We start from the raw sequence: 26,023 nt of genomic DNA on the forward strand, positions 1-26,023 counted from the left end.
CATGCCGGTTCAACGGAACGCCGGCGCGCGGGCGTCCGACCGCCCTCGCGCCGGGCCTGCGCGTCAGGCCGTCGCCGCGCGCACCGCGTCGGCGATCGTCTCCGCATGGCGAACCGCGTCGGCCGCTTGCTGCGCTTCGACCATCACGCGCAACACGGGCTCGGTGCCCGATGCGCGGATCAGCACACGGCCGCTGCCGGCGAGCGCGGCTTCGGCTGCGTCGATCGCTGCGCGAATCGACGTGCTGCCCTTCCAGTCGGCACCCGGCTTCATCCGCACGTTGATCAGCTTCTGCGGGAACAGCGTGACGCCGTCGAGCATCTGCGCGAGGGTCTGGCCGCTGCGCTTCAGTGCAGCCAGCACGAGCAGCGCCGACACGATGCCATCGCCGGTCGAGTGGCGATCGAGCGACAGGATGTGGCCCGAGCCTTCCGCGCCGAGTTGCCAGCCGTGCTCGCGCAACTGCTCGAGCACGTAGCGATCCCCGACCGCCGCCCGCACGAACTTCACGCCCGCGCGCTGCAGCGCGACTTCGACGGCGAGATTCGTCATCAGCGTGCCGACCGCACCCTCCACCTTGCCGTCCGTCGCGATCCGGTCCTTCACGAGCACGTAGAGCAGTTCGTCGCCGTTGTACAGGCGACCGGTCGCGTCGACGACCTGCAGGCGGTCCGCATCGCCGTCGAGCGCAATGCCGAGATCGGCGTGGTTCGCGCGCACCGCGCGCACCAGCGCGTCCGGCGCGGTCGCGCCGACGCCGTCGTTGATGTTGAAGCCGTTCGGCGCGACGCCGATCGGGATCACGTCCGCGCCGAGTTCGTGGAACACGTGCGGCGCGATCTGGTACGCGGCACCGTGCGCGCAGTCGATCACGAGCTTCAGCCCGCGCAGGTCGAACGCGGCCGGGAACGTGCTCTTGCAGAATTCGATGTAGCGGCCGGCCGCATCGTCGAGGCGGCGCGCCTTGCCGAGACCGTCGGACGATGCGCATTCGAGCGGCTTGTCGAGCCACGCTTCGATCGCGGCTTCGGTGTCGTCCGGCAGCTTGTTGCCGTCAGCGGAGAAGAACTTGATCCCGTTGTCGCGATACGGATTGTGCGATGCGCTGATCACGACGCCCGCCGACAGGCGCAGCGCGCGCGTCAGGTAGGCAACCCCTGGCGTCGGCATCGGGCCGGCCAGCATCACGTCGACACCCGCCGCCGAGAACCCTGCTTCAAGCGCGGCTTCGAGCATGTAACCCGACACGCGCGTGTCCTTGCCGATCAGCACGGTCGGCCGCGAGCCTGCCGCGCCATCGGCCGAGCTGGCCAGTACCTTGCCGGCCGCGTAGCCGAGACGCAACACGAAATCCGGCGTGATGGGTGCCTCGCCCACCGTGCCGCGAATGCCGTCCGTGCCGAAATATCGACGTCCCATAGCGAATCTTCCTCCTTCGTCTTCTGACTTATCGTTGCCGCGCGGCTTCGCGCACGGCATTCCAGATTTTCAACGCATCGACCGTCGCCGCGACATCGTGCACGCGCACGATCGCCGCCCCACGCTCGACCGCGCACAATGCGGCCGCCACGCTCGCCACGACGCGCTCCATCGGCGGCTTGCCGCCGATCACCGCGCCGAGCATCGACTTGCGCGACATGCCTGCGAGTATCGGATACGCGCGCCCGTCGGGCCGCGCGGGCGCCGTTTCAGGCAGTGCGGCCAGGAGTGCATAGTTGTCTTCGACGACCGCCTTGCCGAACCCGAAACCGGGATCGACGCAGATCCGCTCGGGCGCAATCCCCGCGTCGCGCAATGCCTGCGCGCGTGCGGCGAGAAAATCGCGCACGTCGGTCACGATGTCGCCGTAATCGGGTTCGCCGACCTGCATCGTTTGCGGCTCACCGAGCATGTGCATCGCACACAGCCCGCAATTGCCCTCGCGCACCGCGTCGATCGCGCCCGGCTGGCGGAACCCCCAGATGTCGTTGATCAGGTCGGCGCCTGCGGCCAGTGCCGCGCGCATCACGGCCGGCTTGTAGGTATCGATCGACAGCGGCACGTTCAACGGGCGCAGCGCTTCGACAAGCGGGATCACGCGCGCGAGTTCCTCGTCGAGCGGCACCGGCGGTGCGCCGGGGCGCGTCGATTCGCCGCCGATATCGAGGAGATCGACGCCTTCGGCAATCATCCGCTCGGCCTGGCGCAGCGCATCGTCGCGCGCGAGGAAGCGGCCGCCGTCGGAGAACGAATCGGGCGTGGCGTTGAGAATGCCCATCACGAGCGGGCGCTCGAACGTCAGTTCGAAGCGGCCGCACAGGAGCGGCGCGGGAATTTGGGGGGAAACAGCGGAATCGGACACGGGCAACTGGCGTGAATGAATGCAAAACGGGCCGGTGTGAAGACACACCAGCCCGTGAACGGTGCTAAAGAGCGGAGATTATGCCGCCGGCGAAGCAGGCGCCGGTGCGTTGCCGGCCTTCACCTCGGCGCTGCTGCCGCCACCCGACGAATCGCCGCCGACAGCCGGCGAGCTCTTCGGGGAACGCGGCGGACGGCCTTCCATGATGTCGTTGATCTGATCGGCATCGATCGTCTCCCACTCCATCAGCGCGGCGGTCATCGCTTCGACCTTGTCGCGGTTTTCTTCGAGCAGGCGGCGCGCAAGGCCGTACTGTTCGTCGAGCACGCGGCGGATTTCCGAATCGACCTTCTGCTGCGTCGCTTCCGAAATCGTGCGCGTGAAGCCACGGCCGAACGGCGATGCATCGTTTTCGTCGTCGACGTAGACCATCGGCCCGAGCGCATCGGTCATGCCGAAACGGGCGACCATCGCGCGCGCCGTCTGGGTTGCCTTGTTGAAGTCGTCCGACGCACCGGTGCTGACGAGGTTCATGAACAACTCTTCCGCCACCCGGCCACCGAACAGGATCGCGAGGCGGTCCATCAGGTAGTCCTTCGAGTACGTTTCGTTGTCATGCTCCGGCAACTGCCACGTGACACCCAGCGCGCGACCGCGCGGAATGATCGTGACCTTGTGCACGGGGTCGGCCTTCGGCAGCAGCTTCGCGATCACCGCGTGGCCCGACTCGTGATAAGCGGTCGCACGCTTCGCTTCCTCGCGGATCACCGCCGACTTGCGCTCCGGACCCATGAAGATCTTGTCCTTCGCGTCCTCGAAATCCTGCATCTCGACGATGCGCTTGCCGCGGCGTGCGGCGAACAGCGCGGCCTCGTTCACGAGGTTCGCGAGATCGGCGCCCGAGAAGCCCGGCGTGCCGCGCGCGATGACTGCCGCATCGACGTCGTTCGCGATCGGTACCTTGCGCAGGTGCACGCGCATGATCTGTTCGCGGCCGCGGATGTCCGGCAGGCCGACGTAGACCTGGCGGTCGAAACGGCCCGGACGCAGCAGCGCCTTGTCGAGCACGTCGGAACGGTTGGTTGCGGCGATCACGATCACGCCCGAGTTCGCCTCGAAGCCGTCCATCTCGACGAGCATCTGGTTCAGCGTCTGTTCGCGCTCGTCGTTGCCGCCGCCCATGCCGGCGCCGCGATGACGGCCGACCGCGTCGATTTCGTCGATGAACACGATGCACGGTGCATGCTTCTTCGCCTGCTCGAACATGTCGCGCACACGGGCCGCGCCGACGCCGACGAACATTTCGACGAAGTCCGAACCCGAGATGCTGAAGAACGGCACTTTCGCTTCACCCGCGATTGCGCGGGCCAGCAGCGTCTTGCCGGTACCCGGAGGGCCGACGAGCAGCACGCCGCGCGGAATGCGGCCGCCGAGCTTCTGGAATTTCTGCGGATCGCGCAGGAAGTCGACGAGCTCGGACACTTCTTCCTTCGCTTCGTCGCAGCCCGCGACGTCGGAGAAGTTCACCGCGTTGTTGTTCTCGTCGATCAGCCGCGCGCGGGATTTGCCGAACGAGAACGCGCCGCCTTTGCCGCCTCCCTGCATCTGCCGCATCATGTAGAACCAGAACACGATGATCAGGATCGTCGGCCCGAGGTAGTACAGCGCGGACATCAGCGCATTCGGCTCGTCGTCGGCCTTGCCGCTGACCTGCACGCCGTACTTCATCAGATCGCCAACCATCCAGATGTCGCCGGGCGACACGATCTGGTATTTCTGGCCATCAGCCGGAGTGACGGTGAGGTTGCGCCCCTGAACGATGACGTTCTTGACCTTGCCGTTCTTGGCGTCGTCCATGAACTGCGAATAGGACACGCCTTCCTGGACGCGGGGCTTGTCGAACTGCTTGAACACCGTAAACAGCACCAGTGCGATCACCAGCCACACCGCTGCCTTCGAAAACATATTGTTGTTCAAAGCACCACTCCTTCACTCGTAGACGAGCGCCTACATTTTCCTTGCGGCGCCCCTCGGTCATTCTAATCCAGTCCGACCACCCTCGCCATAAGCATTGACAACCGCCGCGATAGCGCTTCGCTTGTCTGGCAAGGGCCGGAGCCCGTTTGCGGCACCCCGCCGCGCATCAGCGCGGACGTTTCAGATGCCGACCCAAAATGAACGTTTCGGACGATTTGTCGCGGGACGCCTTCGGCTTGCGCGGCGCGACGGTCTTAAACTGCTGTTTGAATTTCTCGACGATCTGGCTGTAGCCGCTGCCGTGGAAACATTTCACGAGCAACGCACCATCCGGCTTCAGATGGTTCTGCGCGAATTCGAGCGCCAGATCGCAGAGATGCTCGATGCGCGCCGCGTCCGCCGAGGCCACGCCGGAGAGGTTGGGGGCCATGTCGGAAATAACAAGGTCCACCGCGCGACCTTCGAGCAATTCCTCGAGCTGGTGAAGCACGTCATCCTCGCGGAAGTCGCCCTGGAGGAAGTGGACGTCGGCGATCGGCTCCATGGGCAGGATGTCGAGCGCGACGATCGTGCCGTCGATGCCGCCTTCGCGCTCCGCATCGCGCTTCTTGCCCTGCGCGAGCTTGTTGCGGGCATACTGGCTCCAGCTGCCCGGCGTCGCGCCGAGATCGACGATCACCTGGCCCGGACGGATCAGCTTGTCCTGCTCGTCGATTTCCTTCAGCTTGTACGCGGCGCGCGCGCGATAGCCCTCCCGCTGCGCCATTTTGACGTAGGGGTCGTTGATGTGGTCGTGCAGCCAGTGCTGGTTGAAGCGGTTTTTTGCCATTCGAAAGAGAGATTGCTGCCAATTGCTTCGTGAAGCCGCGCTTTTAGCGGATAATACGCGTCTTCTTCGCGCGGCTGCGGCCCCTTTTCGGGCCCAAGCCGCGATTTTACGTGGTTTCGGCGCACGGCTGACGCGGTAACTACCCGCGATCGCTTTTCAGTCAGCGCGCCCTTATTTAGATTTCGACATTTCCATGCCCGCCCTTTCGCTTTCTCCCGCCGAGCGCTCCGCGCTGCGCTCCCAGGCCCATGCGCTCAAGCCCGTCGTGCTGATCGGCGCCGAAGGGCTGACCGACGCCGTGCTGAAGGAAATCAAGGTGCACCTCGACGCGCACCAACTGATCAAGATCCGCGTGTTCGGCGACGAGCGCGACGAGCGCATCGCGATCTACGACGAGATCTGCGATCGCCTGAGCGCGGCGCCGATCCAGCACATCGGCAAGCTGCTGGTGATCTGGAAGCCCGAAGCCGCCGTTGCGGCCCCGGCCCGCGGCCGTCGTGCCGGCACGCTGCCGAGCGCGGCCGAAGCCGTGGACGACAAGAAAGGCCGTGCCCCGCGCACCGTCAAGGTCGTCAAGGTGTCGCCGAACGCGAGCCCCGTGCGCCGTCCGCGGCCGGTCAAGGTCACGGTGCGCGGCAACGAGCGCGTGACGGCGGGCGGTACCGTGAAGCGTGCGAAAAAGCGCCAGGCCAGCACCAAGCGGCCGTACCAGGACAAGTAAGCATCGGGGCGGCACGGCTGCGCCGTCCCGCCACCCTGCCCGCGGGCCCGGCATCGACCGGGCCTGCGCGGCACACGCGTCAGGCGTCGCGCGCCGGCAGACGCCAGATCAGCATCAGCCCCAGTACGCTCTCGACGAGGTAGAACACGCTCGAGACGCCGTGCAGCATCCCGAAGCGGCTCGCATACGGCGAATTCGCGATATCGGTGCCCGCGTCCATCGCGGCGACCCGCAGCGCGTTCATGAACGGCTGCAGCGCAAAATACCCGACCAGCACACATACGACCATCGCGGCGACGACCCAGCGCACGCGGCGATATTCGCTGCTGCCGCGTCGAACCTGCTGGTTCGACAGCGCGAGCAGCAGCACGCCACATACGACACCGAGGATCGCCTCGATACGGAACAGCTGGGCGGCGACCGAACCGGCCGTCATCCGCTCCAGCGTCTTGAACAGCACGGGCGCGACCGCATACCCGATCGTCAGCAGGCTGCCGACCCACACGGCCGACAGCAGACGGAACACGCGATGCGGCATCGTGTCGCCCCGCTTCAGATGTAGCTGACCGAGATGATTTCGTATTCGCGCACGCCGCTCGGCGCCTGGACGGCCGCGACGTCGCCTTCGGACTTGCCGATCAGCGCACGCGCGATCGGCGAGCTGACCGAGATCAGGCCGTGATCGATATCGGCTTCGTCGTCGCCGACGATCTGGTACTTGACGGTGTCGCCCGACTCGAGATCCTCGAGTTCGACGGTCGATGCGAAAACCACGCGGCCTTCGGCGTCGAGCACGGTCGGATCGATGACCTGCGCGGCCGACAGCTTCGATTCGATTTCCGCGATACGACCCTCGATGAAGCCCTGCTTTTCCTTCGCGGCATCGTATTCGGCGTTTTCGGACAGGTCGCCCTGTGCGCGGGCCTCCGCGATCGCGTTGATCACGGCCGGCCGCTCGACGGACTTGAGGCGCTGCAATTCATCGCGCAGTTGCTCTGCGCCACGCTTTGTCAACGGAATGGTGCTCATAAACGGCTCAATCGCTAAAAACGGCTATAAAAAAAATCACCGCGATTAAGCGCGTTTCCGATGCACTGGAAACACCGCCTAATCGCGGCACGTGTTGCTTCGACAGGTAACTGACTGCTTAGTTTAGGCGAGCGTGAAGACCTTGTAAATCATAGACTTCCAGATCCTTCAGGTAGCGCAAGCCTTCGACGGCCGCGCGCGCGCCCGACATCGTCGTGTAGTACGTGACCTTGTGCGCCTGCGCGCTCATGCGGATCGAACGCGAATCGGCGATCGCCTGGCGCGTTTCGTCGACGGTCGTGAACACGAGTGCGATCTCGCCGTTCTTGATCATGTCGACGATGTGCGGACGGCCGTCCTTCACCTTGTTCACGACCTTCACCGGCACGCCGGCCGCTTCGATCGCGGCAGCCGTGCCCTTCGTCGCGACGATCGGGTAGCCGAGGTCGTGCAGCATGCGCGCGACTTCGACCGCCTTCGGTTTATCCGCATCCATCACGGTCAGCAGCACCGTGCCCGACTCCGGCAGGCGCGAACCGGCCGCGAGCTGCGACTTGAACAGCGCTTCGCCGAACGTCTGGCCGACGCCCATCACTTCGCCGGTCGAACGCATTTCAGGGCCGAGGACCGGGTCGACGGTCGGGAACTTGACGAACGGGAACACCGCTTCCTTCACGCTGAAGTACGGCGGCTCGACTTCCTTCGTCACGCCCTGCTGCGCGAGCTTCTGGCCGACCATCGCGCGCGCCGCGATCTTCGCGAGCGGCAGGCTGGTCGCCTTCGACACGTACGGCACCGTGCGCGATGCGCGCGGGTTCACTTCCAGCACGTAGATGATGTCCTGCTTCGAACCGTCAGCCTGCGGCACCTGCTGGATCGCGAACTGCACGTTCATCAGGCCGACCACGTTCAGCGCCTTCGCCATCGCGCCCGTCTGACGCTTCAGTTCGGCCACGGTCTCCTTCGACAGCGAGTACGGCGGCAGCGAGCATGCCGAGTCGCCCGAGTGGACGCCCGCCTGCTCGATGTGCTCCATCACGCCGCCGATGAACACGGCTTCGCCGTCGCAGATGCAGTCGACGTCGCACTCGATCGCATCGTTCAGGAAGCGGTCGAGCAGCACCGGCGAATCATTCGACACCTTCACGGCCTCGCGCATGTAGCGCTCGAGGTCGCGCGGCTCGTGGACGATTTCCATCGCGCGGCCGCCCAGCACGTACGACGGACGCACGACCAGCGGATAGCCGATTTCGTCGGCCAGCGCGAGCGCTTCGTCTTCGGCGCGCGCGGTGCGGTTCGGCGGCTGGCGCAGGCCGAGGTCCTGCAGCAGCTTCTGGAAGCGTTCGCGGTCTTCGGCCGCGTCGATCATGTCCGGCGACGTGCCGACGATCGGCACGCCGTGCGCCTCGAGGTCGAGCGCGAGCTTCAGCGGCGTCTGGCCGCCGTACTGGACGATCACGCCGACCGGCTTTTCCTTGTCGACGATCTCGAGCACGTCTTCGAGCGTCAGCGGCTCGAAGTACAGGCGGTCGGACGTGTCATAGTCGGTCGACACCGTTTCCGGGTTGCAGTTGACCATGATCGTTTCGTAGCCGTCCTCGCGCATCGCGAGCGCCGCGTGCACGCAGCAGTAGTCGAACTCGATGCCCTGGCCGATCCGGTTCGGGCCGCCGCCCAGCACCATGATCTTCTTGTTGGTGGTCGGCTGCGCCTCGCACTCTTCCTCGTAGGTCGAGTACATGTACGCGGTTTTCGTCGCGAACTCGGCCGCGCACGTGTCGACGCGCTTGTAGACCGGACGCACGTTGAGTTCGATGCGGCGCTTGCGGACGTCTTCCGGCGTCGCGCCGAGCAGCTTCGCGAGGCGGCGGTCGGAGAAGCCGCTCTGCTTCAGGTAGCGCAGCTCGTCGAACGTCAGCGATGCGAGCGTGCGGCCTGCGAGCGCCTTTTCCTTCAGGATGATCTGCTCGATCTGCTCGAGGAACCACGGGTCGATCGCGGTTTCCGCGAAGATTTCCTCGGCCGTCATGCCGATGCGGAACGCATCACCGACGTACCAGATGCGGTCCGGGCCCGGCTCGTGGATCTCGATCGCGATCTCGTCACGGTTGGTCGACTTCTCGTCGAGACCGTCGACACCGACTTCGAGGCCGCGCAGCGCCTTCTGGAACGATTCCTGGAACGTACGGCCGATCGCCATCACCTCGCCGACCGACTTCATCTGCGTGGTCAGGCGCGAGTCGGCTTCACGGAACTTCTCGAACGCGAAACGCGGGATCTTCGTGACGACGTAGTCGATGGTCGGCTCGAACGACGCCGGCGTCTGGCCGCCGGTGATTTCGTTCTTCAGCTCGTCGAGCGTGTAGCCGACGGCCAGCTTCGCCGCGACCTTCGCGATCGGGAAGCCGGTAGCCTTCGACGCGAGCGCCGACGAACGCGACACGCGCGGGTTCATTTCGATGACGACCATGCGGCCGTCCTTCGGGTTGATCGAGAACTGCACGTTCGAGCCGCCCGTGTCGACGCCGATCTCGCGCAGCACCGCGAGCGATGCGTTACGCAGGATCTGGTATTCCTTGTCGGTGAGCGTCTGCGCCGGCGCGACCGTGATCGAGTCGCCGGTGTGCACGCCCATCGGGTCGAGGTTCTCGATCGAGCAGACGATGATGCAGTTGTCGGCGCGGTCGCGCACGACTTCCATCTCGTATTCCTTCCAGCCCAGCAGCGACTCTTCGATCAGCAGCTCGCGCGTGGGCGACAGGTCGAGACCGCGCTTGCAGATCTCCTCGAACTCTTCGCGGTTGTACGCGATGCCGCCGCCCGAGCCGCCGAGCGTGAACGACGGACGGATCACGACCGGGTAGCCGCTGCCGCCGGTGCCGGCCATGATCTCGGCGTGCACCTGGGTCGCTTCTTCCATCGAGTGCGCGATGCCCGACTTCGCGGAACCGAGACCGATCTTGGTCATCGCTTCCTTGAACTTCTGGCGGTCTTCCGCCTTGTCGATCGCTTCCGGCGACGCGCCGATCAGCTCGACGCCGAACTTCTCGAGCACGCCGTGGTGGTGCAGGTCGAGCGCGCAGTTCAGCGCGGTCTGGCCGCCCATCGTCGGCAGGATCGCGTCCGGGCGCTCCTTCTCGATGATGCGTGCGACGACTTCCCACGTGATCGGCTCGATGTAGGTCACGTCGGCCGTGTTCGGGTCGGTCATGATCGTCGCCGGGTTGCTGTTGACGAGAACGACCTTGTAGCCCTCCTCACGCAACGCCTTGCAAGCCTGCGCGCCCGAATAGTCGAACTCGCACGCCTGGCCGATGATGATCGGGCCGGCGCCGATGATGAGGATGCTCTTGATGTCTGTGCGTTTTGGCATGGCTTGTGAATTCAATAAGTAATCGTTGTCGTGGGTCGGCCGGCTGCGCTCAGCTCATCGTGGCGAGCGCGAGCTTCACCGAGAAACCGATGAACAGGCCGCCCACGCTGCTCGCCGCGCCTGCTGCAAGCTTGCGGCGGCGGCGGAAGTGCTCGGCGAGCCGCGCACCCGCGAAGATCAGCGTGCTCAGGTACAGGAAGCTCGCGCATTGCGCGATCGCCCCGAGCACGACGAACGACAGCGCGGGATGCGGGAATGCCGGGTCGACGAACTGGATGAAGAACGAGATGAAGAACAGGATCGCCTTCGGATTCAGCAGGCTCACGATCAGCGCCTTGCGGAACGGACGCTCGCCGTCGACCGCGGGCGGTGCATCGGCCGGCGCATCGGCGCGCGCGCGCAGCTTCTGCCACGCGCTGCGCAGCATGCCGGTGCCGATGTAGAGCAGATACGCGGCGCCGCCGTACTTGACGACGGAGAACAGCAGCGGGTTCGCCTTCAGCAGCGACGCGACGCCGGCGGCGGACAGCACCATCAGCACCGTGTCGCCGACGAACACGCCGCACGCCGCGCGATAGCCGGCCTTCACGCCGCGCTGCGCCGCGAGCGACAGCACGTACATCGAGTTCGGCCCCGGCAGCAGGATGATGAAGATCACGCCGAACACGTAGGTCCAGATATCCGTGATGCCGAGTGCGTGGCCGAACATGATGCGAATCTCCCGTCCTTCGGTTGCGTCGGTTGCGTTAAGCGTTGCGCTGCTTCGCCGCGTCCATCAGCGCGGTGAAGCGGTCGAACAGATAGCCGATGTCGTGCGGGCCGGGCGACGCTTCCGGGTGGCCCTGGAAGCAGAATGCCGGCTTGTCGGTCAGCTCGAAGCCCTGCAGCGTGCCGTCGAACAGCGACACGTGCGTCACGCGCGCGTTGGCCGGCAGCGAATCCGCATCGACCGCGAAGCCGTGGTTCTGCGACGTGATCACCACGCGGCCGTCGCCGAGATCCTTCACCGGGTGGTTCGCGCCGTGGTGGCCCGTCTTCATCTTCAGCGTCTTCGCGCCGACCGCGAGGCCCATGATCTGGTGACCCAAGCAGATGCCGAAGGTCGGCACGCCGCGCTCGATGAACTGCTTCGTGGCCGCGATCGCGTAGTCGCACGGTTCCGGATCGCCGGGGCCGTTCGACAGGAAAATGCCGTCCGGATTCAGCGCGAGCGCATCTTCCGCGCTCGCCTCGGCCGGCAGCACCGTCACGTGGCAGCCGCGTTCCGCGAGCATGCGCAGGATGTTGTACTTGACGCCGAAATCGTACGCGACGACACGGTACTTCGGCGCTTCCTGCATGCCGTAGCCGCCTTCGAGGCGCCATTCGGTCTGCTTCCACTCGAACGGCTTCGTGGTCGACACGACCTTCGCGAGATCCATGCCCGCGAGACCCGGGAACGAGCGCGCGAGTTCGATCGCCTTCGCTTCGTCGCCCGAGCCCGTCAGGATGCAGCCGTTCTGCGCGCCCTTGTCGCGCAGGATGCGGGTCAGCTTGCGGGTGTCGATGCCGGCGATCGCGACGACGCCTTCGTCGCGCAGGTAGTCGCCGAGCGTGCGGTCCATGCGGAAGTTCGATGCGAGCGTGGGCAGATCACGGATGATCAGGCCGGCGGCATGGACTTTCGTGGCTTCGACATCTTCGGCGTTGACGCCGACGTTGCCGATATGCGGATAGGTGAGCGTGACGATCTGGCGCGAGTAGCTCGGGTCAGTCAGGATTTCCTGATAGCCGGTGATCGCGGTATTGAACACGACTTCGCCGATCGTGTGGCCTTCGGCCCCGATCGAATAACCACGAAAGACCGTGCCGTCGGCGAGTGCAAGCAAGGCGGGAGTAAAAGACGGCAACACGGGAGGCTCCTTGGGGAACACCCTGCTGCCGACCTGTTTACCCTGCCGCGCGAGCGCCGCGCTGCGTGGGCGCGCGTGGTCGCTTGCTGGACGCGGCCTGCGTTGTCGTGACGCGAACCCGGCGCGTGGCGCACGAGGCTTCGCGGCATCGCCCGGCAGGCGGCGTGCGGCGGATGAACGGGATGTATGAGGTAGGCGCTAGGGTGCGAGGTTGATCAGCACAAACTTTCAAATTATAGCCTGAAAATGACCTTATCTTCAATTGATATGGCCGTCCGATCGTGCGTGCGCGACGCGCGGCGACGCGAAGCAGCGCGCTGCGGCCCCGTTTTACGCGGCCGCCCTGCCCCGAGCGTACCGCCGGATCAGTGCACTTGGCCAGCGCCGCGCGCGGGCCATACGTACCAGACCGCGCTCGCGAGTTGCAGCGCGAGCAACACGCCCCATGCGGTGAAGTGCGCGGCGGCCGGATAGCGCCCGTCGACCGCGGGCCAGTGCGACAGCACCGCGCCGACACCGATCTGGAACGCAAAGATCAGCAGGAAGATCACGAGCGTGAGCGTCGTGTTCGCGCGGCCGATCAGATGCGCGGGAAAATGCCCGGCCATCACCGCGTAGGTCAGGATGCCGACGCCGCCGAACATTCCGTATGCGGCCCACAGAACGGCAGGCGGCAACGGCACGCGCGCCACGATCGCAGCCTGCGTCGCGACGAACAACGCCATGCCGATGCCGCAGAACGCGTACACGGACACGCCGCGCCGCTCGAGCACGCGCGCCGCGGCGCCGAAGCCGACGCAGCCGGCCATCATCGCGAAGCCGAGCACCGACACGAGGCGCGCCGCATGCGGCGCATCGAACCCCGCGACGTCGCGCAGGTACGGCCCGACCCACAGCGACTGCATCGCGTAGAACACCCCCTGCGTGACGACGGAGAACGACGAGATCTTCCAGAACGCACGGCTGCCCAGGATATGCCACGTGCCCTTGAACTGGCTGACGAGCCCACCCTGGTGACGCACCTGCTTCGCCTCCGGCGCGCCCAGGCCGATCGACGCCGCGACGGCCACCGTCAGCACCGCGAGGCCGAAACAGATCGCGCGCCAGCTCGTCCAGCCGAGCAGCCAGGTCAGCGGCGAGCCGACCATCACGCCGCCGAGGCCGCCCACGGCCATCACGAGACCGTTCACGAGCGGTAGCCGGCCGACCGGGAAATGCTGCGCGAGCGCCTTGAACGCCGCGCCGAGACACACCGACACGCCGACGCCGATCAGCAGCCGGCCGACCATCATCGTGCCGAGGCTGTGCGCGGCGCCGAACACGGCCGCACCGGCGGCCGCGAACAGCAGCATGCCGGCCGTCACGCGGCGCGGGCCGAAGTGATCGAGCATCACGCCGGCCGGGATCTGCGCGCCCGCGAAGCCGAGAAAATAAAGGCTCGTGAGCAGGCCGAGATCCGCGGCCGACAACCCGAGCTCGTGCGTGACGAACGGCGCGAAGCCCAGATTGACGCCGCGAAACACATACGACACGAAATACCCGACCGAAAACAGCGCGAGCACCCTCACCTGCACCGACGACATCGTCTCTCCTTGTTATATGAAGGCATTCAAGGCGGCACCCCCGCGCCGCGCACAAACAAAAACGCCGTCACCTCGGTGACGGCGTTTCATCGCATTTCGTCGGATGATAACGCAATCGCACGAACCGGGCCGGCCGCGCGACGCGCTCGCAACTGCGTTACTTCTTCTTGCCCTTTTGCGTTGCGGCCTTGGCCGGCGCCGCTTTCGTCGCTTTCGTCGATTTGGCCGCCGGTTTCGCCGCGCCGCGCTTCGCGCCATGCGACTTGCCGCCCACCGCCAGGCTCGCGCGCTCGATGTGCGCACCGGCGGCCGACGTCGCGATCCGTTCCGGACCGGGCTCCGCCGGCACCGAACGGCCGACCGGCACGTGCAGCACGAGCGCCTGGCCCGGCATCACGAGATCGCGGTGCGTGCGGTTCCACGCCTTGAGCTGGCCGACCGACACGCCATAGCGGCCGGCGATCGCCGCCATCGACTGCTTGCGGCGCACGCGGATCAGCATCTTGCGCGTGTCGGGCACATCGGGTTCCATCGCGAGCGCGCCGTTTTCGGCGACGTCGGCGCTGATGTCCTCGTCGTCGTCATCGCCGCGCGGCACGACGATCGTCGAGCCCGGCTTCAGGCGCATGCCGGCCGGAATCTTGTTGATCGACATCAGCGTATCGGCGTCCACGCCGATCTTCTCGGCGATCGCGGCCGGCCGTGCGCGTTCGCTGACCGTATAGGTGGTCCACGACGAAAGCTGGCCATTGTAGGCTTTCAGGTTCTTCTCGAACGCCGACGCGTTGTCGAACGGCAGCAGGATCTGCGGCTCGGTCGCGCCGAGGATCACCGGCTTCGAGAACGACGGGTTCAGCGAGCGGAATTCGTCGAGCGACAGGTTCGCGAGCTTCGCGGCGACCGCCACGTCGATGTCGCGCGACGTCGTGACCGTCACGAAATACGGGTGGTTCGGGATGTCCGGCAGCGTCAGGCCATACTGCTGCGGGCTCGCGATGATGTTCTTCACCGCCTGCAGCTTCGGCACGTAATTACGCGTCTCGTTCGGCATCCGCAGGTTCTGGTAGTCGGTCGGCAGGCCGGCCGCCTGGTTGCGCGCGATCGCACGCTGCACGTTGCCCTCGCCCCAGTTGTACGCGGCCAGCGCGAGATACCAGTCGCCGAACATGTCATGCAGACGCGACAGGTAGTCGAGCGCGGCGCTCGTCGACGCGAGCACGTCGCGGCGCTCGTCCTGCCACATGTTGCGCTTCAGGTTGTAGGTACGGCCCGTGCCGGGCATGAACTGCCACATGCCGGCCGCCTTCGCGACCGACAGCGCCTGCGGGTTGTACGCGGACTCGATGAACGGCAGCAGCGCGAGCTCGGTCGGCATGTGACGCGCCTCGAGCTCCTCGACGATGTGATACAGGTACTTCTGCGAGCGCTCGGTCATGCGCTGCACGTAGTCGGGCCGCTGCGTGTACCAGGTCGTCTGCATGTCGACGAGGTCGCTCTGCAGGTCGGGCATCTGGAAGCCGCGGCGGATGCGCCCCCAGAGATCGGAGTCTGCACTGGTCAGGTCGCCGACGGATTGCTTGTCGACGTCGACAGTTTCTTTGGCGGTGGCTGATTTACGGAGGTAGTTGGACGTCGCCTGCGAATCGGCGGCGTTGTTGGCGACAGGGGCCTGGCTCGCACAAGCGGCGAGCAGCAGAACCACCATCGCACTCAATATAAGTCGCATGAAAATCTCGGCTTCCGACGGCTGGAAATTGCAGGCGATACTACGGAAGTGCGTGCTTCACGTCAATAAAAACACCGAAAACTCAGCGAAATCCTACATTTGGAGCAATTTTTACAGACACCGCTTGAGCTTTGGAGTCCTCCGGAAATCGTCATCGGAACCGGTTTTTCCACTCGCGCATCAGCGTGAATGCCGTCAGACGATCCGGCACCGTTTCATGCAACTCGGCCTCGAGCGTGGCATGAATCGCCGCGCTGTCCGACCGCATGAACGGGTTAACGGCACGCTCGTGAGCAATCGTAGTAGGCAGCGTCGGCACGCCGCGCGCGCGCAGCGCCTGCGCTTCGTCGCGCCACGCAGCGAGCGCCGCATTGCCGGGCTCGCATGCGAGCGCGAAGCGAATATTGGACAGCGTGTATTCGTGGGCACAATGCACGCGCGTGTCGCCCGGCAGTGCGGCGAGCGCGTCGAGCGACGCGAGCATCTGCGCGGGCGTGCCCTCGAACAGGCGCCCGCAGCCGCACGAGAACAGCGTGTCGCCGCAGAACACGTGCGGCGCCGCGTTGCGCGGCCCGGCCGCCTGGAAATAGGCGATGTGGCCGCGCGTGTGACCGGGCACGTCGAGTACGTCGAAGGCGACGGACGGTGCGTCGAGCGTCACGCGATCGCCGCCTGCCAGCGGCCGCGTGACCACGCCGATCGCCTCGGCCGCGGGGCCGTAAACCGCGAGCGGAGCATCGTCCGGTTGGCTATCGCGCAGTGCCGCGACACCGCCGACGTGGTCGGCATGATGGTGCGTGAGTAAAATAGCGGTCAACCGCCAGCCTCGTTCGGCAAGAACCCGGCGCACCGGCGCGGCTTCACCCGGATCGACGGCGATCGCATCGCGGCCGTCCGAGACGAGCCAGATATAGTTGTCATCGAATGCCGGAACCGGCACGTATTCCAGCTCGTTCATGGGCGCGCAATCATCGTTATGTCTGACCGTCAAATTATAGACTGGCCCGCCTGGACCGACTCGCCTCCCGGCCGCTACGTGCTGGGCTGGGAGCAGGCGCAGCTCGACCGGATCGTGTCCGACGTCTTCGGGTTCCACGCGCTGCAGCTCGGCCTGCCGCAACTCGACGCGCTGCGCGAGAACCGCATGCCGTATCGCGGCCTCGTGCTCGACCCGGCGAGCGGCGCGAGCGCGCCCTATCAATATCCGTGGGCCCGCGAAGCCCATTCGCCCGAGCATGCGCCCGCCGATCGCAGCACGACCTGGTGCGACCTGCTCGACCTGCCGTTCGAGTCGCAGAGCGTCGACCTGATCGTGATGCCGCACACGCTCGAATTCACGTCCGATCCGCACCGCCTGCTGCGCGAGGCCGAGCGCGTGCTGATGCCGGAAGGTCAGCTCGTGATCACCGGTTTCAATTCGCTCAGCCTGTGGGGGATGCGGCAATCGTTCGGGCGCATGGCGAACCGTCCGTTCGTGCCGGCCACGCGCGACCAGATCGCATTCATCCGGCTCAAGGACTGGATCAAGCTGCTAGGCTTCGACCTCGAACGCGGCCGCTTCGGCTGCTACCGGCCGCCGCTCGTCACCGACAAGTGGCTGGCCCGCTACGGCTTCATGGAAGCCGCCGGCGACCGCTGGTGGCCGATCTTCGGCGCCGTCTACATGGTGACGGCCGTCAAGCGCGTGCGCGGCATGCGCCTCGTCGGCCAGATCCGGATGAAGAAACCCGTGCTCGCACCGGGCCTGACGCCGGCGGCCTCCCCGACCACCCATCAAGAACATTCATGACAATCGATACGATCGACATCTATACCGACGGCGCCTGCAAGGGCAACCCCGGCCCCGGCGGCTGGGGCGCATTGATGCGCTACGGCGACAAGGAAAAGGAGCTGTTCGGCGGCGAGCCGAACACGACCAACAACCGCATGGAGCTGATGGGCGTGATCGCCGCGCTCGAAGCGCTGAAGCGGCCGTGCCAGGTGATCGTGCACACCGATTCGCAATACGTGCAGAAAGGCATCAGCGAGTGGATCCACGGCTGGAAGAAGAAAGGCTGGGTCACCGCGGCGAAGACGCCCGTGAAGAACGCCGACCTGTGGAAGCGGCTCGACGCGCTCGTCGCGCAGCACGAGGTCGAGTGGCGCTGGGTCAAGGGCCACGCGGGCCATCCCGAAAACGAGCGCGCGGATGCGCTCGCGAATCGCGGCGTCGAATCGCTCACGGCCTGAACGCGGGCCGCCCCCTGTTTCCTACGTTTTCCCCGACATGCGCCAGATCATTCTCGATACCGAAACCACCGGCCTGAACGCCCGCACGGGCGACCGCCTCATCGAAATCGGCTGCGTCGAGCTGCTGAACCGGCGGCTCACCGGCAACAACCTGCACTTCTACGTGAACCCCGAGCGCGACAGCGATCCGGGCGCGCTGGCGGTGCACGGCCTCACGACCGAATTCCTCAGCGACAAGCCGAAATTCGCGGAAGTCGCCGACCAGATCCGCGACTTCGTGAAGGACGCCGAGCTGATCATCCACAATGCGCCGTTCGACCTTGGCTTTCTCGACGCGGAATTCGCGCGGCTCGGCCTGCCGCCGTTCACCGAACATTGCGGCGGCGTGATCGACACGCTCGTGCAGGCCAAGCAGATGTTCCCCGGCAAGCGCAACTCGCTCGACGCGCTGTGCGACCGCTTCGGCATCAGCAACGCGCACCGTACGCTGCACGGCGCACTGCTCGACTCGGAACTGCTCGCCGAGGTCTATCTCGCGATGACGCGCGGCCAGGACAGCCTCGTGATCGACATGCTCGACGACGTGGGTGCCGACGGCGGCGCGGCAAACGGCCAGCGCGTGTCGCTCGCCGCGCTCGACCTGGCCGTGGTGGCCGCGAGCGACGACGAGCTCGCCGCGCACCAGGCGCAGCTCGACGAGCTCGACAAGTCGGTCAAGGGCACCTGCGTATGGCGCCTGTCCGCCGACGCGGGCGCCGCCGAAGCGGCCTGAAACACGCGGCACGCGCCGCGGCCGCGCTCACCCGCGCGGCTGCAGCGCGATGACCGCCATTCCGCCGAGCGCGAGTGCCGCGCCGGCCACGTCCCAGCGGGTCAGCGCGACGCCGTCGACCACCCGCAGCCAGACCAGCGCCACCGCGATGTACACGCCGCCGTACGCCGCATAGGTGCGCCCCGCCGCACTCGGGTGCAGCGTCAGCAGCCACGCGAACAACGCGAGCGACAGCGCGGCCGGCAGCAGCAGCCACACCGGCCGCCCCTCCTTCAGCACGAGCCACGGCAGGTAACAGCCGACGATTTCGGCCAGCGCGGTGGCGGCGAACAACGCCGCGATCCTCATCAGTTCGGTCATCCGGTTCCTCGTGAATTCGCCCCCGTCACCGCGAGGCGGCACGGCCCCCCCGCGCGCCGCCGATCATACCCGAGCCGCCCCCGCCGAACGCCCCGCCAGACGGGCGTTTCCCGGCAATTTGCACGATCGTCCGTCATCGTGCTATCATGTCGCCTGTTTCAACATTCAATCTCTGTCTATTCGATTTCGAGAGAAGTCCGTCCGCGCGTTGCGGGCCGGCCCTTCGACCGAAATTGCACCCACAGGAAAGCCCGCCCGACAGGCCCGCTTTTCTCGTTTCGTTGCCCCTCCGGGGCGCTTGCCGGAACGCCGGACATCGTCCGCACCGGCATCTGCCGCTTGCATCACGCGGCCCATTCTTCATGAGCGCACTGTCGCGACGGCCCATCGGGCCCGCGTCGAAGCAGCCCCTTACGGCCCTTTACCGCCGCTTGTGCAGTAAGTGCTTAATGGTCTGCCCCGACGCGCCGCACGCGATACCGCGCTCGCCGGCAAACCGTGTCGGACGGCCCGCCCGTTCGGCGCAGTCAAAGGAGTGCATGACCTTGACCGCAACACACGTCAGCCCGACCGCTGCCTCTTCCTCCGCTTCGTCGTCCGGCGAAGCCCCGCTCGTCGCGGACGACATCACCGTCGTCGACCAGAGCCTGCTCAAGCGCGCCGTCAGCGCGATGGCCATCGGCAATGCGATGGAATGGTTCGACTTCGGCGTCTACAGCTACATCGCCGTCACGCTCGGCAAGGTGTTCTTTCCGTCCAGCAGCCCGTCCGCGCAGCTGCTCGCCACCTTCGGCACGTTCGCGGCCGCCTTCCTCGTGCGCCCGCTCGGCGGCATGGTGTTCGGCCCGCTCGGCGACCGCATCGGCCGCCAGCGCGTGCTCGCCGCCACGATGATCATGATGGCCGTCGGCACCTTCGCGATCGGCCTGATCCCCAGCTACGCGTCGATCGGCATCATGGCCCCCGTGCTGCTGCTCGTCGCCCGTCTCGTGCAGGGTTTCTCGACCGGCGGCGAATACGGCGGCGCGGCCACCTTCATCGCCGAGTTCTCGACCGACAAGCGCCGCGGCTTCATGGGCAGCTTCCTCGAATTCGGCACGCTGATCGGCTATGTGATGGGTGCCGGTGTCGTCGCGCTGCTCACCGCGTCGCTGTCGCAGGAGGCGCTGCTGTCGTGGGGCTGGCGTGTGCCGTTCCTGATCGCCGGCCCGCTCGGCCTGATCGGCCTGTACATCCGGATGAAGCTCGAGGAAACGCCGGCGTTCAAGCGCCAGGCGGAGGAGCGCGAAGCGCAGGACAAGGCCGTGCCGAAGGCGCGCTTCCGCGAAACGCTGATGCGCAACTGGCGTGCACTGCTGCTGTGCGTCGGCCTCGTGCTGATCTTCAACGTGACCGACTACATGGTGCTGTCGTACCTGCCGAGCTTCATGTCGTCGACGCTGCATTTCGACGAATCGCACAGCCTCGTGCTCGTGCTGATCGTGATGGTGCTGATGATGCCGCTGACGCTCGCCGCCGGCCGCCTGTCCGACCGGATCGGCCGCAAGCCCGTGATGCTCGCCGGCTGCGTCGGCCTGCTCGTGCTGTCGATTCCGTCGATGATGCTGATCCATGCCGGCACCACGGCATCGGTGTTCAGCGGCCTGCTGATCCTCGGCGTGCTGCTGTCGTGCTTTACCGGCGTGATGCCGTCGGCGCTGCCGGCCCTGTTCCCGACCGAGATCCGCTACGGCGCGCTCGCAATCGGCTTCAACGTGTCGGTGTCGCTGTTCGGCGGCACGACGCCGCTGGTCACCGCGTGGCTCGTCGACGTCACGCACAACCTGATGATGCCCGCGTACTACATGATGGGCGCCGCCGTGATCGGCATCGTGTCGGTCGTCGCGCTCGCCGAAACCGCACGCCAGCCGCTCAAGGGCTCGCCGCCGGCCGTCGCGACGCGCCGCGAAGCGCACCAGCTCGTGCGCCAGATGCGCGAGGACGACGATTCGGGCATGTACCCTGCCGTGTCGACCGCACGCGCCTGAGCATCGCCCATGAAAAACCCCGGCCGAAGCCGGGGCTCGATCGAATCCGATCCGCCCGACCGGCTCGCGCCGGCCGGGCTTTTTTTCATCTCCTCGCCGCGTACGCGTTCATGCTTGCGCTTCGCAATGGCGGCAGAACAGCAGTGCGCGCGATCGCGACACGGCCGCCTGTGCACCACGCGTCGCGACGATCAGCCCGACCTGACCGAGATTGAAATCGCGCTCGACCATCAACTGCGTCAGCGCGGCAAGCGGCAACACGACGGACGGGTGGTACAGGCTCGATTCGATCAGGGTTCGCATCATCAGCTCCATCAGGCAAGGCGTCATTCGATGGAGTGGATTCTAGGGATCGGCGCCCGCCGGATAAACCGCGCGAATGCGAAGTCACTTGTCAGCCGCGGAGAACAATCGGCCGACGCTTGCCTGGCAAGGCCCGGCGGGCAGCCGGCAGCGGCCCGCAGCAGCCGGATGGCCCGCCGGCGGGCCTACGCGAGCGGCGTTTCGACGAAGGCCGGCAGCGCTTCCGCCCGCGCGGAATGCGCGGCGAGCGCCGGATAACGGGCCGGATCGATCCGCGCGAGCACCGGGTAGTCGGCCGCCATGAACTGCGTGAAGCGCCATGCGACCGCCACCGTCACGTCGGACTGCAGCAGGCGCGCGCCGCCGAACCAGCCGTTCGCGGCGGCGACGAGCGGCTCCAGTGCACCGTACGCGCCCTCGATCTGGCTCAGCACGCGCTCGAGCCACGGCGCGTGCTGCTTGTCGGCCGGACGCAGCGCCAGCTCGCAGACCACCTGCACGCTCTTCTCGGCGGCCGCCAGCGCAAAACCGACCGGCACGAGCGTGTTCAGGCGCGCGGCGGCATCCTCGGGCAGCAGCCGCCGCTCGGGCGCGACCCGATGATCCAGATAATCGACGATCAGCGACGAATCCATCAGCGTCGCACCGTCGTCGGTCACGAGCGTCGGCGCCTTGACGACCGGATTGATCGCCCTGAACTGCTCGATATGACGGAACACCGAGATCGACTCGTGTTCGAACGGGAGGTCGAGCAGCTTCGCCGAAATGGCGACACGGCGCACGAACGGGGAATCCAGCATGCCGATCAGCTTCATCGCAAACGCTCCGCTTGAGGGTATGGGATCGACGACTGTAGCAGCGCCGCAGGGCTTCGCCTAGCGCCCCCGTGCGTTTGATGCGCATCAGCCGGCCGCACGCGGGGCTCACGTTGTCCGGCCACAGTGACCATAATGCAAGTTCACGCCCCTTCCGCCCCAAGGTTCGCCATGTGGTACGCCCTCGTCGAGCAGCAGCGGGAATGGATGCGCGCCTGGCGCGCGGCCACGCGGCATGCGTTCGACGCGTGGCCCGCGGCGACGCTGCCGCACGCCGCATCGTCGTGCTACGACGACCTGTTCGAGCCGCTGCTCGGGCCGCCGGGCGAGCCCCCGCACTTCGACATCGGGTGGCCGGCCGTCGGCGAGCACATCGTCGCGCGCACGCCGTTCTGCGACCTGCGGCGCTTCACGCGCGTCGATGCGCGGCGCACGGTACTGCTGTGTGCGCCGCTCGCCGGGCATGCGGCCGTGATGATGCGGGAAACCGTCGAGACGCTGCTCGCGGACGGCGACGTCTGCGTGACCGACTGGCGCAATGCGCGCGACGTGCCGCTCGCGGCGGGCCGCTTCGGGCTCGACGAATATGTCGCGACGCTCGACGGCTTCGTCGACGGGCTCGCGCACGACGACCGGCCGCTGCATGTCGTCGCCGTGTGCCAGGCAACCGTGCCGGTGCTCGGCGCGCTCGCGCTGCGCGCCGCTCGCGGCCTCGCGCCGCCCGCGAGCGTCACGCTGATCGGCGGCCCGCTCGACGCGCGCCGGAATCCGAGTGCGCTCGGCACCGCCGCCGCGGCCCATTCGCTGGGCTGGTGCCGCCGCCACCTGATCGATGTCGTGCCGCCGGGTTTCGCGGGGCATGGCCGCCACGTGTTTCCCACCTATCTGCAGCAGGGCGAGATCGCGCTCGTGTACCCGCAGCGCTTCCTGTCGCTGATCGAAGCGTACGCGCTGGCCGCGTCGCGCTTCGACATGACCGGGCTCGCCGGCGCACGGCGTGCGCTGCTCGAATACACGGCGCTGCTCGACATGCCGGCCGAGTATTTCCTCGACACGATCGACATCGTGTTCCAGCGCATGAGCCTCGCGGTCGGTACCTGGGACGTGGGTGGGCAGCGCGTCGAGCCGGCCGCGCTGCGCGGCGTCGCACTGCTGACCGTCGAAGGCGCATGCGACGCGGTCACGGGCGCCGGCCAGACGCATGCAGCGCTCGACATGTGCAGCGGCCTCGCCGACGACGAGCGCTACCGCGTCGACATCGGCGACTGCGATCACTACGGGTTGTTTACCGGGGTGCGCTGGCGCGGGGAGGTCCATCCGATGCTGCAGCGCCTGTTCGCGTGGGCCGAAACACGCCGCCCTCACCCCCGCCCCCGCCCGCGCCGCATCAGGCGCACGTGATGCCGTGTCTCAGGGCCGGGCCGCGTCCAGCAATGCGCGTACCTCGTCGTCGCTCGTCTGCTCGAAGCGCGCGTAGAACTGGCTGATCCCGAAGAACGGCAGCGGCTGCCAGAGCGTGACGAAGGCATCGGCCAGGTCGTCGAACGCGTGCCGCGCGCCCGCCGGCGCGACCGGCGCAGCCGCGACGATGCGCGCCGGGTGACGCTCGCGCAACGTCTGCAGCGCGACGCGCATCGACGCGCCGGTCGCGACGCCGTCGTCGACGACGATCGCAATGCGCCCCTCGACTGGCAGCGGCGGCGCGGTACCGCGATACAACGCCTCGCGGCGATGCAGTTCGACCGTCTCGCGCGCGATCACATCGGCGAGCTGCGCGTCGGACACGCTCATCGAGCGGAGCACCGAACGCTGCAGATGAATCGCACCGCCCGTCGCGATCGCGCCCATCGCGAGCTCGGGATCGGACGGCACGCCGAGCTTGCGTACGACCAGCACGTCGAGCGGCGCGTGCAGCGCACAGGCGACCGGATACGCGACGGGCACGCCGCCGCGCGGCAACGCGAGCACGACGACATTGCCGCGGCCCGCATAATCGCGCAACGCGTCGGCCAGCCGGCAGCCGGCATCGGTGCGATCGGCAAAACACTCGAACACGTTCGGCTCCCTGCCGTTGCGCCGGATGCGCGAAACCCGCGCCGGCGCCTGTCAACGAGCATGGTTCATCGTCGGCGCCGATGCAAGCAGGGTCATACCGGCGCGCGGGGCACCGAAGGAAAGGGTCAGAGGCCGCCGGCCTGCCGGTACAGCCGCCAGAACGACTGCGCATAGGATTGCGCGAGCTCGGGCGCGCGCCGGAACACGTTCACCGTTTCCGCATGCGCAGCCGCCCCTTCGGACAGCGTCGTCAGCGCGACGCTGTCGTCGACGATCACGAAGCGCGGCGCAGGATCGCCGTGCCGCGACTCGATCGCCACGTCGATACCCGACGATTTCAGATAGCCCGCACCGCTGTACCGGCCCGCGTGCGGCGACCGCACGAGCACGACACGCACCTCGATCCCGCGCGAGCGGGCCGCGCGCAGCGCGCTCGCGACCGCCGGCGGCACGTGCGTATAGCCGGCCAGCAACACGCGACGCTGCGCCTGCTCGATCAGGTCGACGGTCGCGTCGGCCGCCGCATTGTCATACGAAAAGTATGTGCCGACCGATGCGGCGTCGGACGGAATCTGGCTGGCGTGGGCGCTCGCCGCGCAGCAGAGCGCGGCGAGAAGGAAGGCGGCTGGTCTCATGGCGGGCGCCATTTTAGCGACGCCAATTCGTGTGGCAAGCGCCGGCTGCAAGGCTGCTGCGCCGGCGCAACACACAGTGCGAAAGGCGACTCCGGCGAGGGTCTTCCGGGCCGTCGGTCAGCCCGCCGCGACACGCGCGAGCCAGCTCGCGACGCCGTCGACGGAACGGAAATCCGCGAGGCTGCGCGCCGGCAGCGCGGGATATGCGCTACCGGCCATCTCGGCCAGCGCGCGGCCGGGGCCGAGCTCGAGGAACGCGGTCGCACCGGCCTCCACGCACGCGGCAAGACAGGCCGCCCACTCGACCGGCTCCGCGATCTGCCGGGCCAGCTTGTCGAGTCCCGCGTCGACGTCGAGCACCGACGCGCCGTCGATACCCGAAAAGAGCCGCGTGCCGGGCAACGGCCGCCGCACGTGAGCCGCGGCGAGCGACGCGCGAAACACCGGCACGGCCGCGGCGAGCCGGCGCGTGTGCGACGCGATCCGCACGCAGACGGGCGCGACGCGCAGCGCACCGTCGCGCGACGCGTCGTCGGCCACCGCATCGACATCGGGCTGGCGCCCCGCGACCACGAACGCGTCGCCCGGGTTCGCGATCGCGATCGCCGCGTCGCGGCCGTCGCACAATCGCGCAAGCCGAGCGCGCGTCAGGCCGCGCACGAACACCATCCGCTCGTCGCCGCCGCTCGCGGCATCCATTGCACGCGCGCGCGCATCGGCCAGGTCGAGCGCGGCGTCCGGCTCGATCATCCCCGCGACGCTCCACGACGCGACTTCGCCGACGCTGTAGCCGGCGACGCAGCGCCGGCGCGGCCACACCGCATCGAGCAGCGCGGAAGCCGCGAGCGCCTGGACCGTGCAGAGGATCTGCGCGGCACGGTTTTCACGCAGCGCGTCCGGCCCGGCCTGCCGCACCCACGCGCGCGGATCGTCGCCGAGCAGGCGGCCGGCGTGTGCGAACAGCGCATCGGCCTGCGGCGCGGTGCCGGTCAGGTCGAACATGTCGGCGCGCTGCGCGCCCTGTCCCGAACAGAGGATGGCCAGCGTCATCGCGCGCCTCCGTCGGCTTCGAGCGCATCGACGAAGACGCTCATCGCGAGCAGGTCGGCCGCGCCGCCCGGGCTCAGCCGGCGCGCGACGAACGCACGATGCGCGGCGGCCGCGCGTAGCCGCCAGTCGCGCGCCCGCACGCCGCCGCGTGCAACGAACGCGCGTGCGGTTGCTTGCGCGAATTCGAGGCCGTCCTGCCCGCCCCGGTGCAGCAGGTTCGTATCGTCGAGCGCGGCGATCAGCGCGAAACACGCGTCGACGCGCGCCGCTTCCGGGTCGCCGGGCAGGTCGCCGCGCCACACGCCT

Annotated in this window: 25 protein-coding genes; 6 read left to right on the forward strand and 19 right to left on the reverse strand. The window is 67.3% G+C overall.

Annotated features, from left to right (window positions below; all coding sequences use genetic code 11):
• Positions 1–63: 63 nt before the first annotated feature.
• The 4 genes from glmM to L810_RS37495 all read right to left on the reverse strand — a co-directional run bounded on the left by glmM (position 64) and on the right by L810_RS37495 (position 5,147).
• Entirely contained in the window at positions 64–1,419 is a 1,356-nt protein-coding gene (gene glmM / locus L810_RS37480) for a phosphoglucosamine mutase (RefSeq protein ID WP_021163356.1), read from the reverse strand.
• Between the two features lie 28 nt (positions 1,420–1,447).
• Positions 1,448–2,341 carry a dihydropteroate synthase gene (gene folP / locus L810_RS37485; RefSeq protein WP_042977875.1) on the reverse strand — a complete coding sequence of 298 codons (894 nt, stop codon included), beginning with the start codon at positions 2,339–2,341 and terminating at the stop codon, positions 1,448–1,450.
• A gap of 78 nt (positions 2,342–2,419) precedes the next feature.
• Positions 2,420–4,318, reverse strand: coding sequence for an ATP-dependent zinc metalloprotease FtsH (gene ftsH / locus L810_RS37490; protein WP_021163358.1), 1,899 nt, complete (start codon positions 4,316–4,318; stop codon positions 2,420–2,422).
• 166 nt (positions 4,319–4,484) lie between these two features.
• Positions 4,485–5,147, reverse strand: coding sequence for an RlmE family RNA methyltransferase (locus tag L810_RS37495; protein WP_021163359.1), 663 nt, complete (start codon positions 5,145–5,147; stop codon positions 4,485–4,487).
• 193 nt (positions 5,148–5,340) lie between these two features.
• Here L810_RS37495 and L810_RS37500 point away from each other — a divergent pair, with 193 nt between their 5' ends.
• Complete coding sequence (locus tag L810_RS37500; protein WP_021163360.1) at positions 5,341–5,868, forward strand: YhbY family RNA-binding protein; 528 nt, start codon at positions 5,341–5,343, stop codon at positions 5,866–5,868.
• A 79-nt stretch (positions 5,869–5,947) separates the two neighbouring features.
• Here the strand turns inward: L810_RS37500 and L810_RS37505 are convergent, their stop codons facing one another.
• The 8 genes from L810_RS37505 to gloB all read right to left on the reverse strand — a co-directional run bounded on the left by L810_RS37505 (position 5,948) and on the right by gloB (position 16,429).
• Positions 5,948–6,406: a DUF4149 domain-containing protein gene (locus L810_RS37505; protein ID WP_021163361.1), complete on the reverse strand. Its 459-nt coding sequence runs from the start codon at positions 6,404–6,406 to the stop codon at positions 5,948–5,950.
• Positions 6,407–6,420: 14 nt separating this feature from the next.
• Positions 6,421–6,897 (reverse strand): transcription elongation factor GreA, encoded by a 477-nt coding sequence (gene greA / locus L810_RS37510; protein ID WP_021163362.1) that lies wholly within the window; start codon positions 6,895–6,897, stop codon positions 6,421–6,423.
• Between the two features lie 118 nt (positions 6,898–7,015).
• Entirely contained in the window at positions 7,016–10,270 is a 3,255-nt protein-coding gene (carB, locus tag L810_RS37515) for a carbamoyl-phosphate synthase large subunit (RefSeq protein ID WP_021163363.1), read from the reverse strand.
• Between the two features lie 49 nt (positions 10,271–10,319).
• Entirely contained in the window at positions 10,320–10,979 is a 660-nt protein-coding gene (gene leuE / locus L810_RS37520) for a leucine efflux protein LeuE (protein ID WP_021163364.1), read from the reverse strand.
• 37 nt (positions 10,980–11,016) lie between these two features.
• Positions 11,017–12,162, reverse strand: a complete 1,146-nt coding sequence (gene carA / locus L810_RS37525; protein ID WP_021163365.1) for a glutamine-hydrolyzing carbamoyl-phosphate synthase small subunit — start codon at positions 12,160–12,162, stop codon at positions 11,017–11,019.
• Between the two features lie 365 nt (positions 12,163–12,527).
• On the reverse strand, positions 12,528–13,745 hold the full coding sequence (locus L810_RS37530) for an MFS transporter (RefSeq protein ID WP_021163366.1): 1,218 nt from the start codon (positions 13,743–13,745) through the stop codon (positions 12,528–12,530).
• Between the two features lie 157 nt (positions 13,746–13,902).
• Entirely contained in the window at positions 13,903–15,471 is a 1,569-nt protein-coding gene (locus tag L810_RS37535; RefSeq protein WP_042977861.1) for a transglycosylase SLT domain-containing protein, read from the reverse strand.
• A 151-nt stretch (positions 15,472–15,622) separates the two neighbouring features.
• Positions 15,623–16,429, reverse strand: a complete 807-nt coding sequence (gene gloB / locus L810_RS37540; RefSeq protein ID WP_021163368.1) for a hydroxyacylglutathione hydrolase — start codon at positions 16,427–16,429, stop codon at positions 15,623–15,625.
• A gap of 18 nt (positions 16,430–16,447) precedes the next feature.
• On the opposite strand from gloB, the gene L810_RS37545 reads away from it, so the two are divergent.
• Genes L810_RS37545 through dnaQ form a run of 3 tightly spaced genes read left to right on the forward strand, consistent with a single transcriptional unit; the run spans position 16,448 to position 18,472 of the window.
• A complete protein-coding gene (locus L810_RS37545; RefSeq protein WP_027787882.1) occupies positions 16,448–17,260 on the forward strand; it encodes a class I SAM-dependent methyltransferase in 813 nt (270 codons plus the stop codon).
• Positions 17,257–17,700 (forward strand): ribonuclease HI, encoded by a 444-nt coding sequence (rnhA, locus tag L810_RS37550; protein WP_021163370.1) that lies wholly within the window; start codon positions 17,257–17,259, stop codon positions 17,698–17,700. Before L810_RS37545 ends, rnhA begins: the two co-directional genes overlap by 4 nt.
• A gap of 37 nt (positions 17,701–17,737) precedes the next feature.
• Positions 17,738–18,472, forward strand: a complete 735-nt coding sequence (dnaQ, locus tag L810_RS37555; protein ID WP_021163371.1) for a DNA polymerase III subunit epsilon — start codon at positions 17,738–17,740, stop codon at positions 18,470–18,472.
• Positions 18,473–18,499: 27 nt separating this feature from the next.
• Here the strand turns inward: dnaQ and L810_RS37560 are convergent, their stop codons facing one another.
• Positions 18,500–18,832 carry a YnfA family protein gene (locus tag L810_RS37560; RefSeq protein ID WP_021163372.1) on the reverse strand — a complete coding sequence of 111 codons (333 nt, stop codon included), beginning with the start codon at positions 18,830–18,832 and terminating at the stop codon, positions 18,500–18,502.
• Between the two features lie 539 nt (positions 18,833–19,371).
• Between L810_RS37560 and proP the strand changes: the two genes are divergently transcribed.
• Positions 19,372–20,859: a glycine betaine/L-proline transporter ProP gene (gene proP, locus L810_RS37565; RefSeq protein ID WP_021163373.1), complete on the forward strand. Its 1,488-nt coding sequence runs from the start codon at positions 19,372–19,374 to the stop codon at positions 20,857–20,859.
• A gap of 108 nt (positions 20,860–20,967) precedes the next feature.
• Here proP and L810_RS37570 read toward each other — a convergent pair whose 3' ends face one another.
• Both L810_RS37570 and L810_RS37575 read right to left on the reverse strand, forming a co-directional pair.
• A complete protein-coding gene (locus L810_RS37570; protein ID WP_042977865.1) occupies positions 20,968–21,174 on the reverse strand; it encodes a hypothetical protein in 207 nt (68 codons plus the stop codon).
• 173 nt (positions 21,175–21,347) lie between these two features.
• Entirely contained in the window at positions 21,348–21,977 is a 630-nt protein-coding gene (locus L810_RS37575) for a glutathione S-transferase family protein (protein ID WP_042977868.1), read from the reverse strand.
• Between the two features lie 171 nt (positions 21,978–22,148).
• Between L810_RS37575 and L810_RS37580 the strand changes: the two genes are divergently transcribed.
• A complete protein-coding gene (locus tag L810_RS37580) occupies positions 22,149–23,378 on the forward strand; it encodes a polyhydroxyalkanoate depolymerase (RefSeq protein ID WP_021163375.1) in 1,230 nt (409 codons plus the stop codon).
• 9 nt (positions 23,379–23,387) lie between these two features.
• Here L810_RS37580 and L810_RS37585 read toward each other — a convergent pair whose 3' ends face one another.
• The 4 genes from L810_RS37585 to L810_RS37600 form a co-directional block, all read right to left on the reverse strand.
• Positions 23,388–24,032: a phosphoribosyltransferase gene (locus tag L810_RS37585; protein ID WP_021163376.1), complete on the reverse strand. Its 645-nt coding sequence runs from the start codon at positions 24,030–24,032 to the stop codon at positions 23,388–23,390.
• 125 nt (positions 24,033–24,157) lie between these two features.
• Complete coding sequence (locus L810_RS37590; RefSeq protein WP_042977871.1) at positions 24,158–24,679, reverse strand: phospholipase D-like domain-containing protein; 522 nt, start codon at positions 24,677–24,679, stop codon at positions 24,158–24,160.
• A gap of 105 nt (positions 24,680–24,784) precedes the next feature.
• Complete coding sequence (gene mdcH / locus L810_RS37595) at positions 24,785–25,717, reverse strand: malonate decarboxylase subunit epsilon (protein ID WP_021163378.1); 933 nt, start codon at positions 25,715–25,717, stop codon at positions 24,785–24,787.
• Positions 25,714–26,023 (reverse strand): triphosphoribosyl-dephospho-CoA synthase (locus L810_RS37600; protein ID WP_042977872.1); only part of this gene is annotated, 310 nt, incomplete at its 5' end. The genes mdcH and L810_RS37600, both read right to left, overlap by 4 nt.

Source organism: Burkholderia sp. AU4i (assembly GCF_000466765.1).
In the GTDB taxonomy this organism is placed as follows: Bacteria; Pseudomonadota; Gammaproteobacteria; order Burkholderiales; family Burkholderiaceae; genus Burkholderia; species Burkholderia cepacia.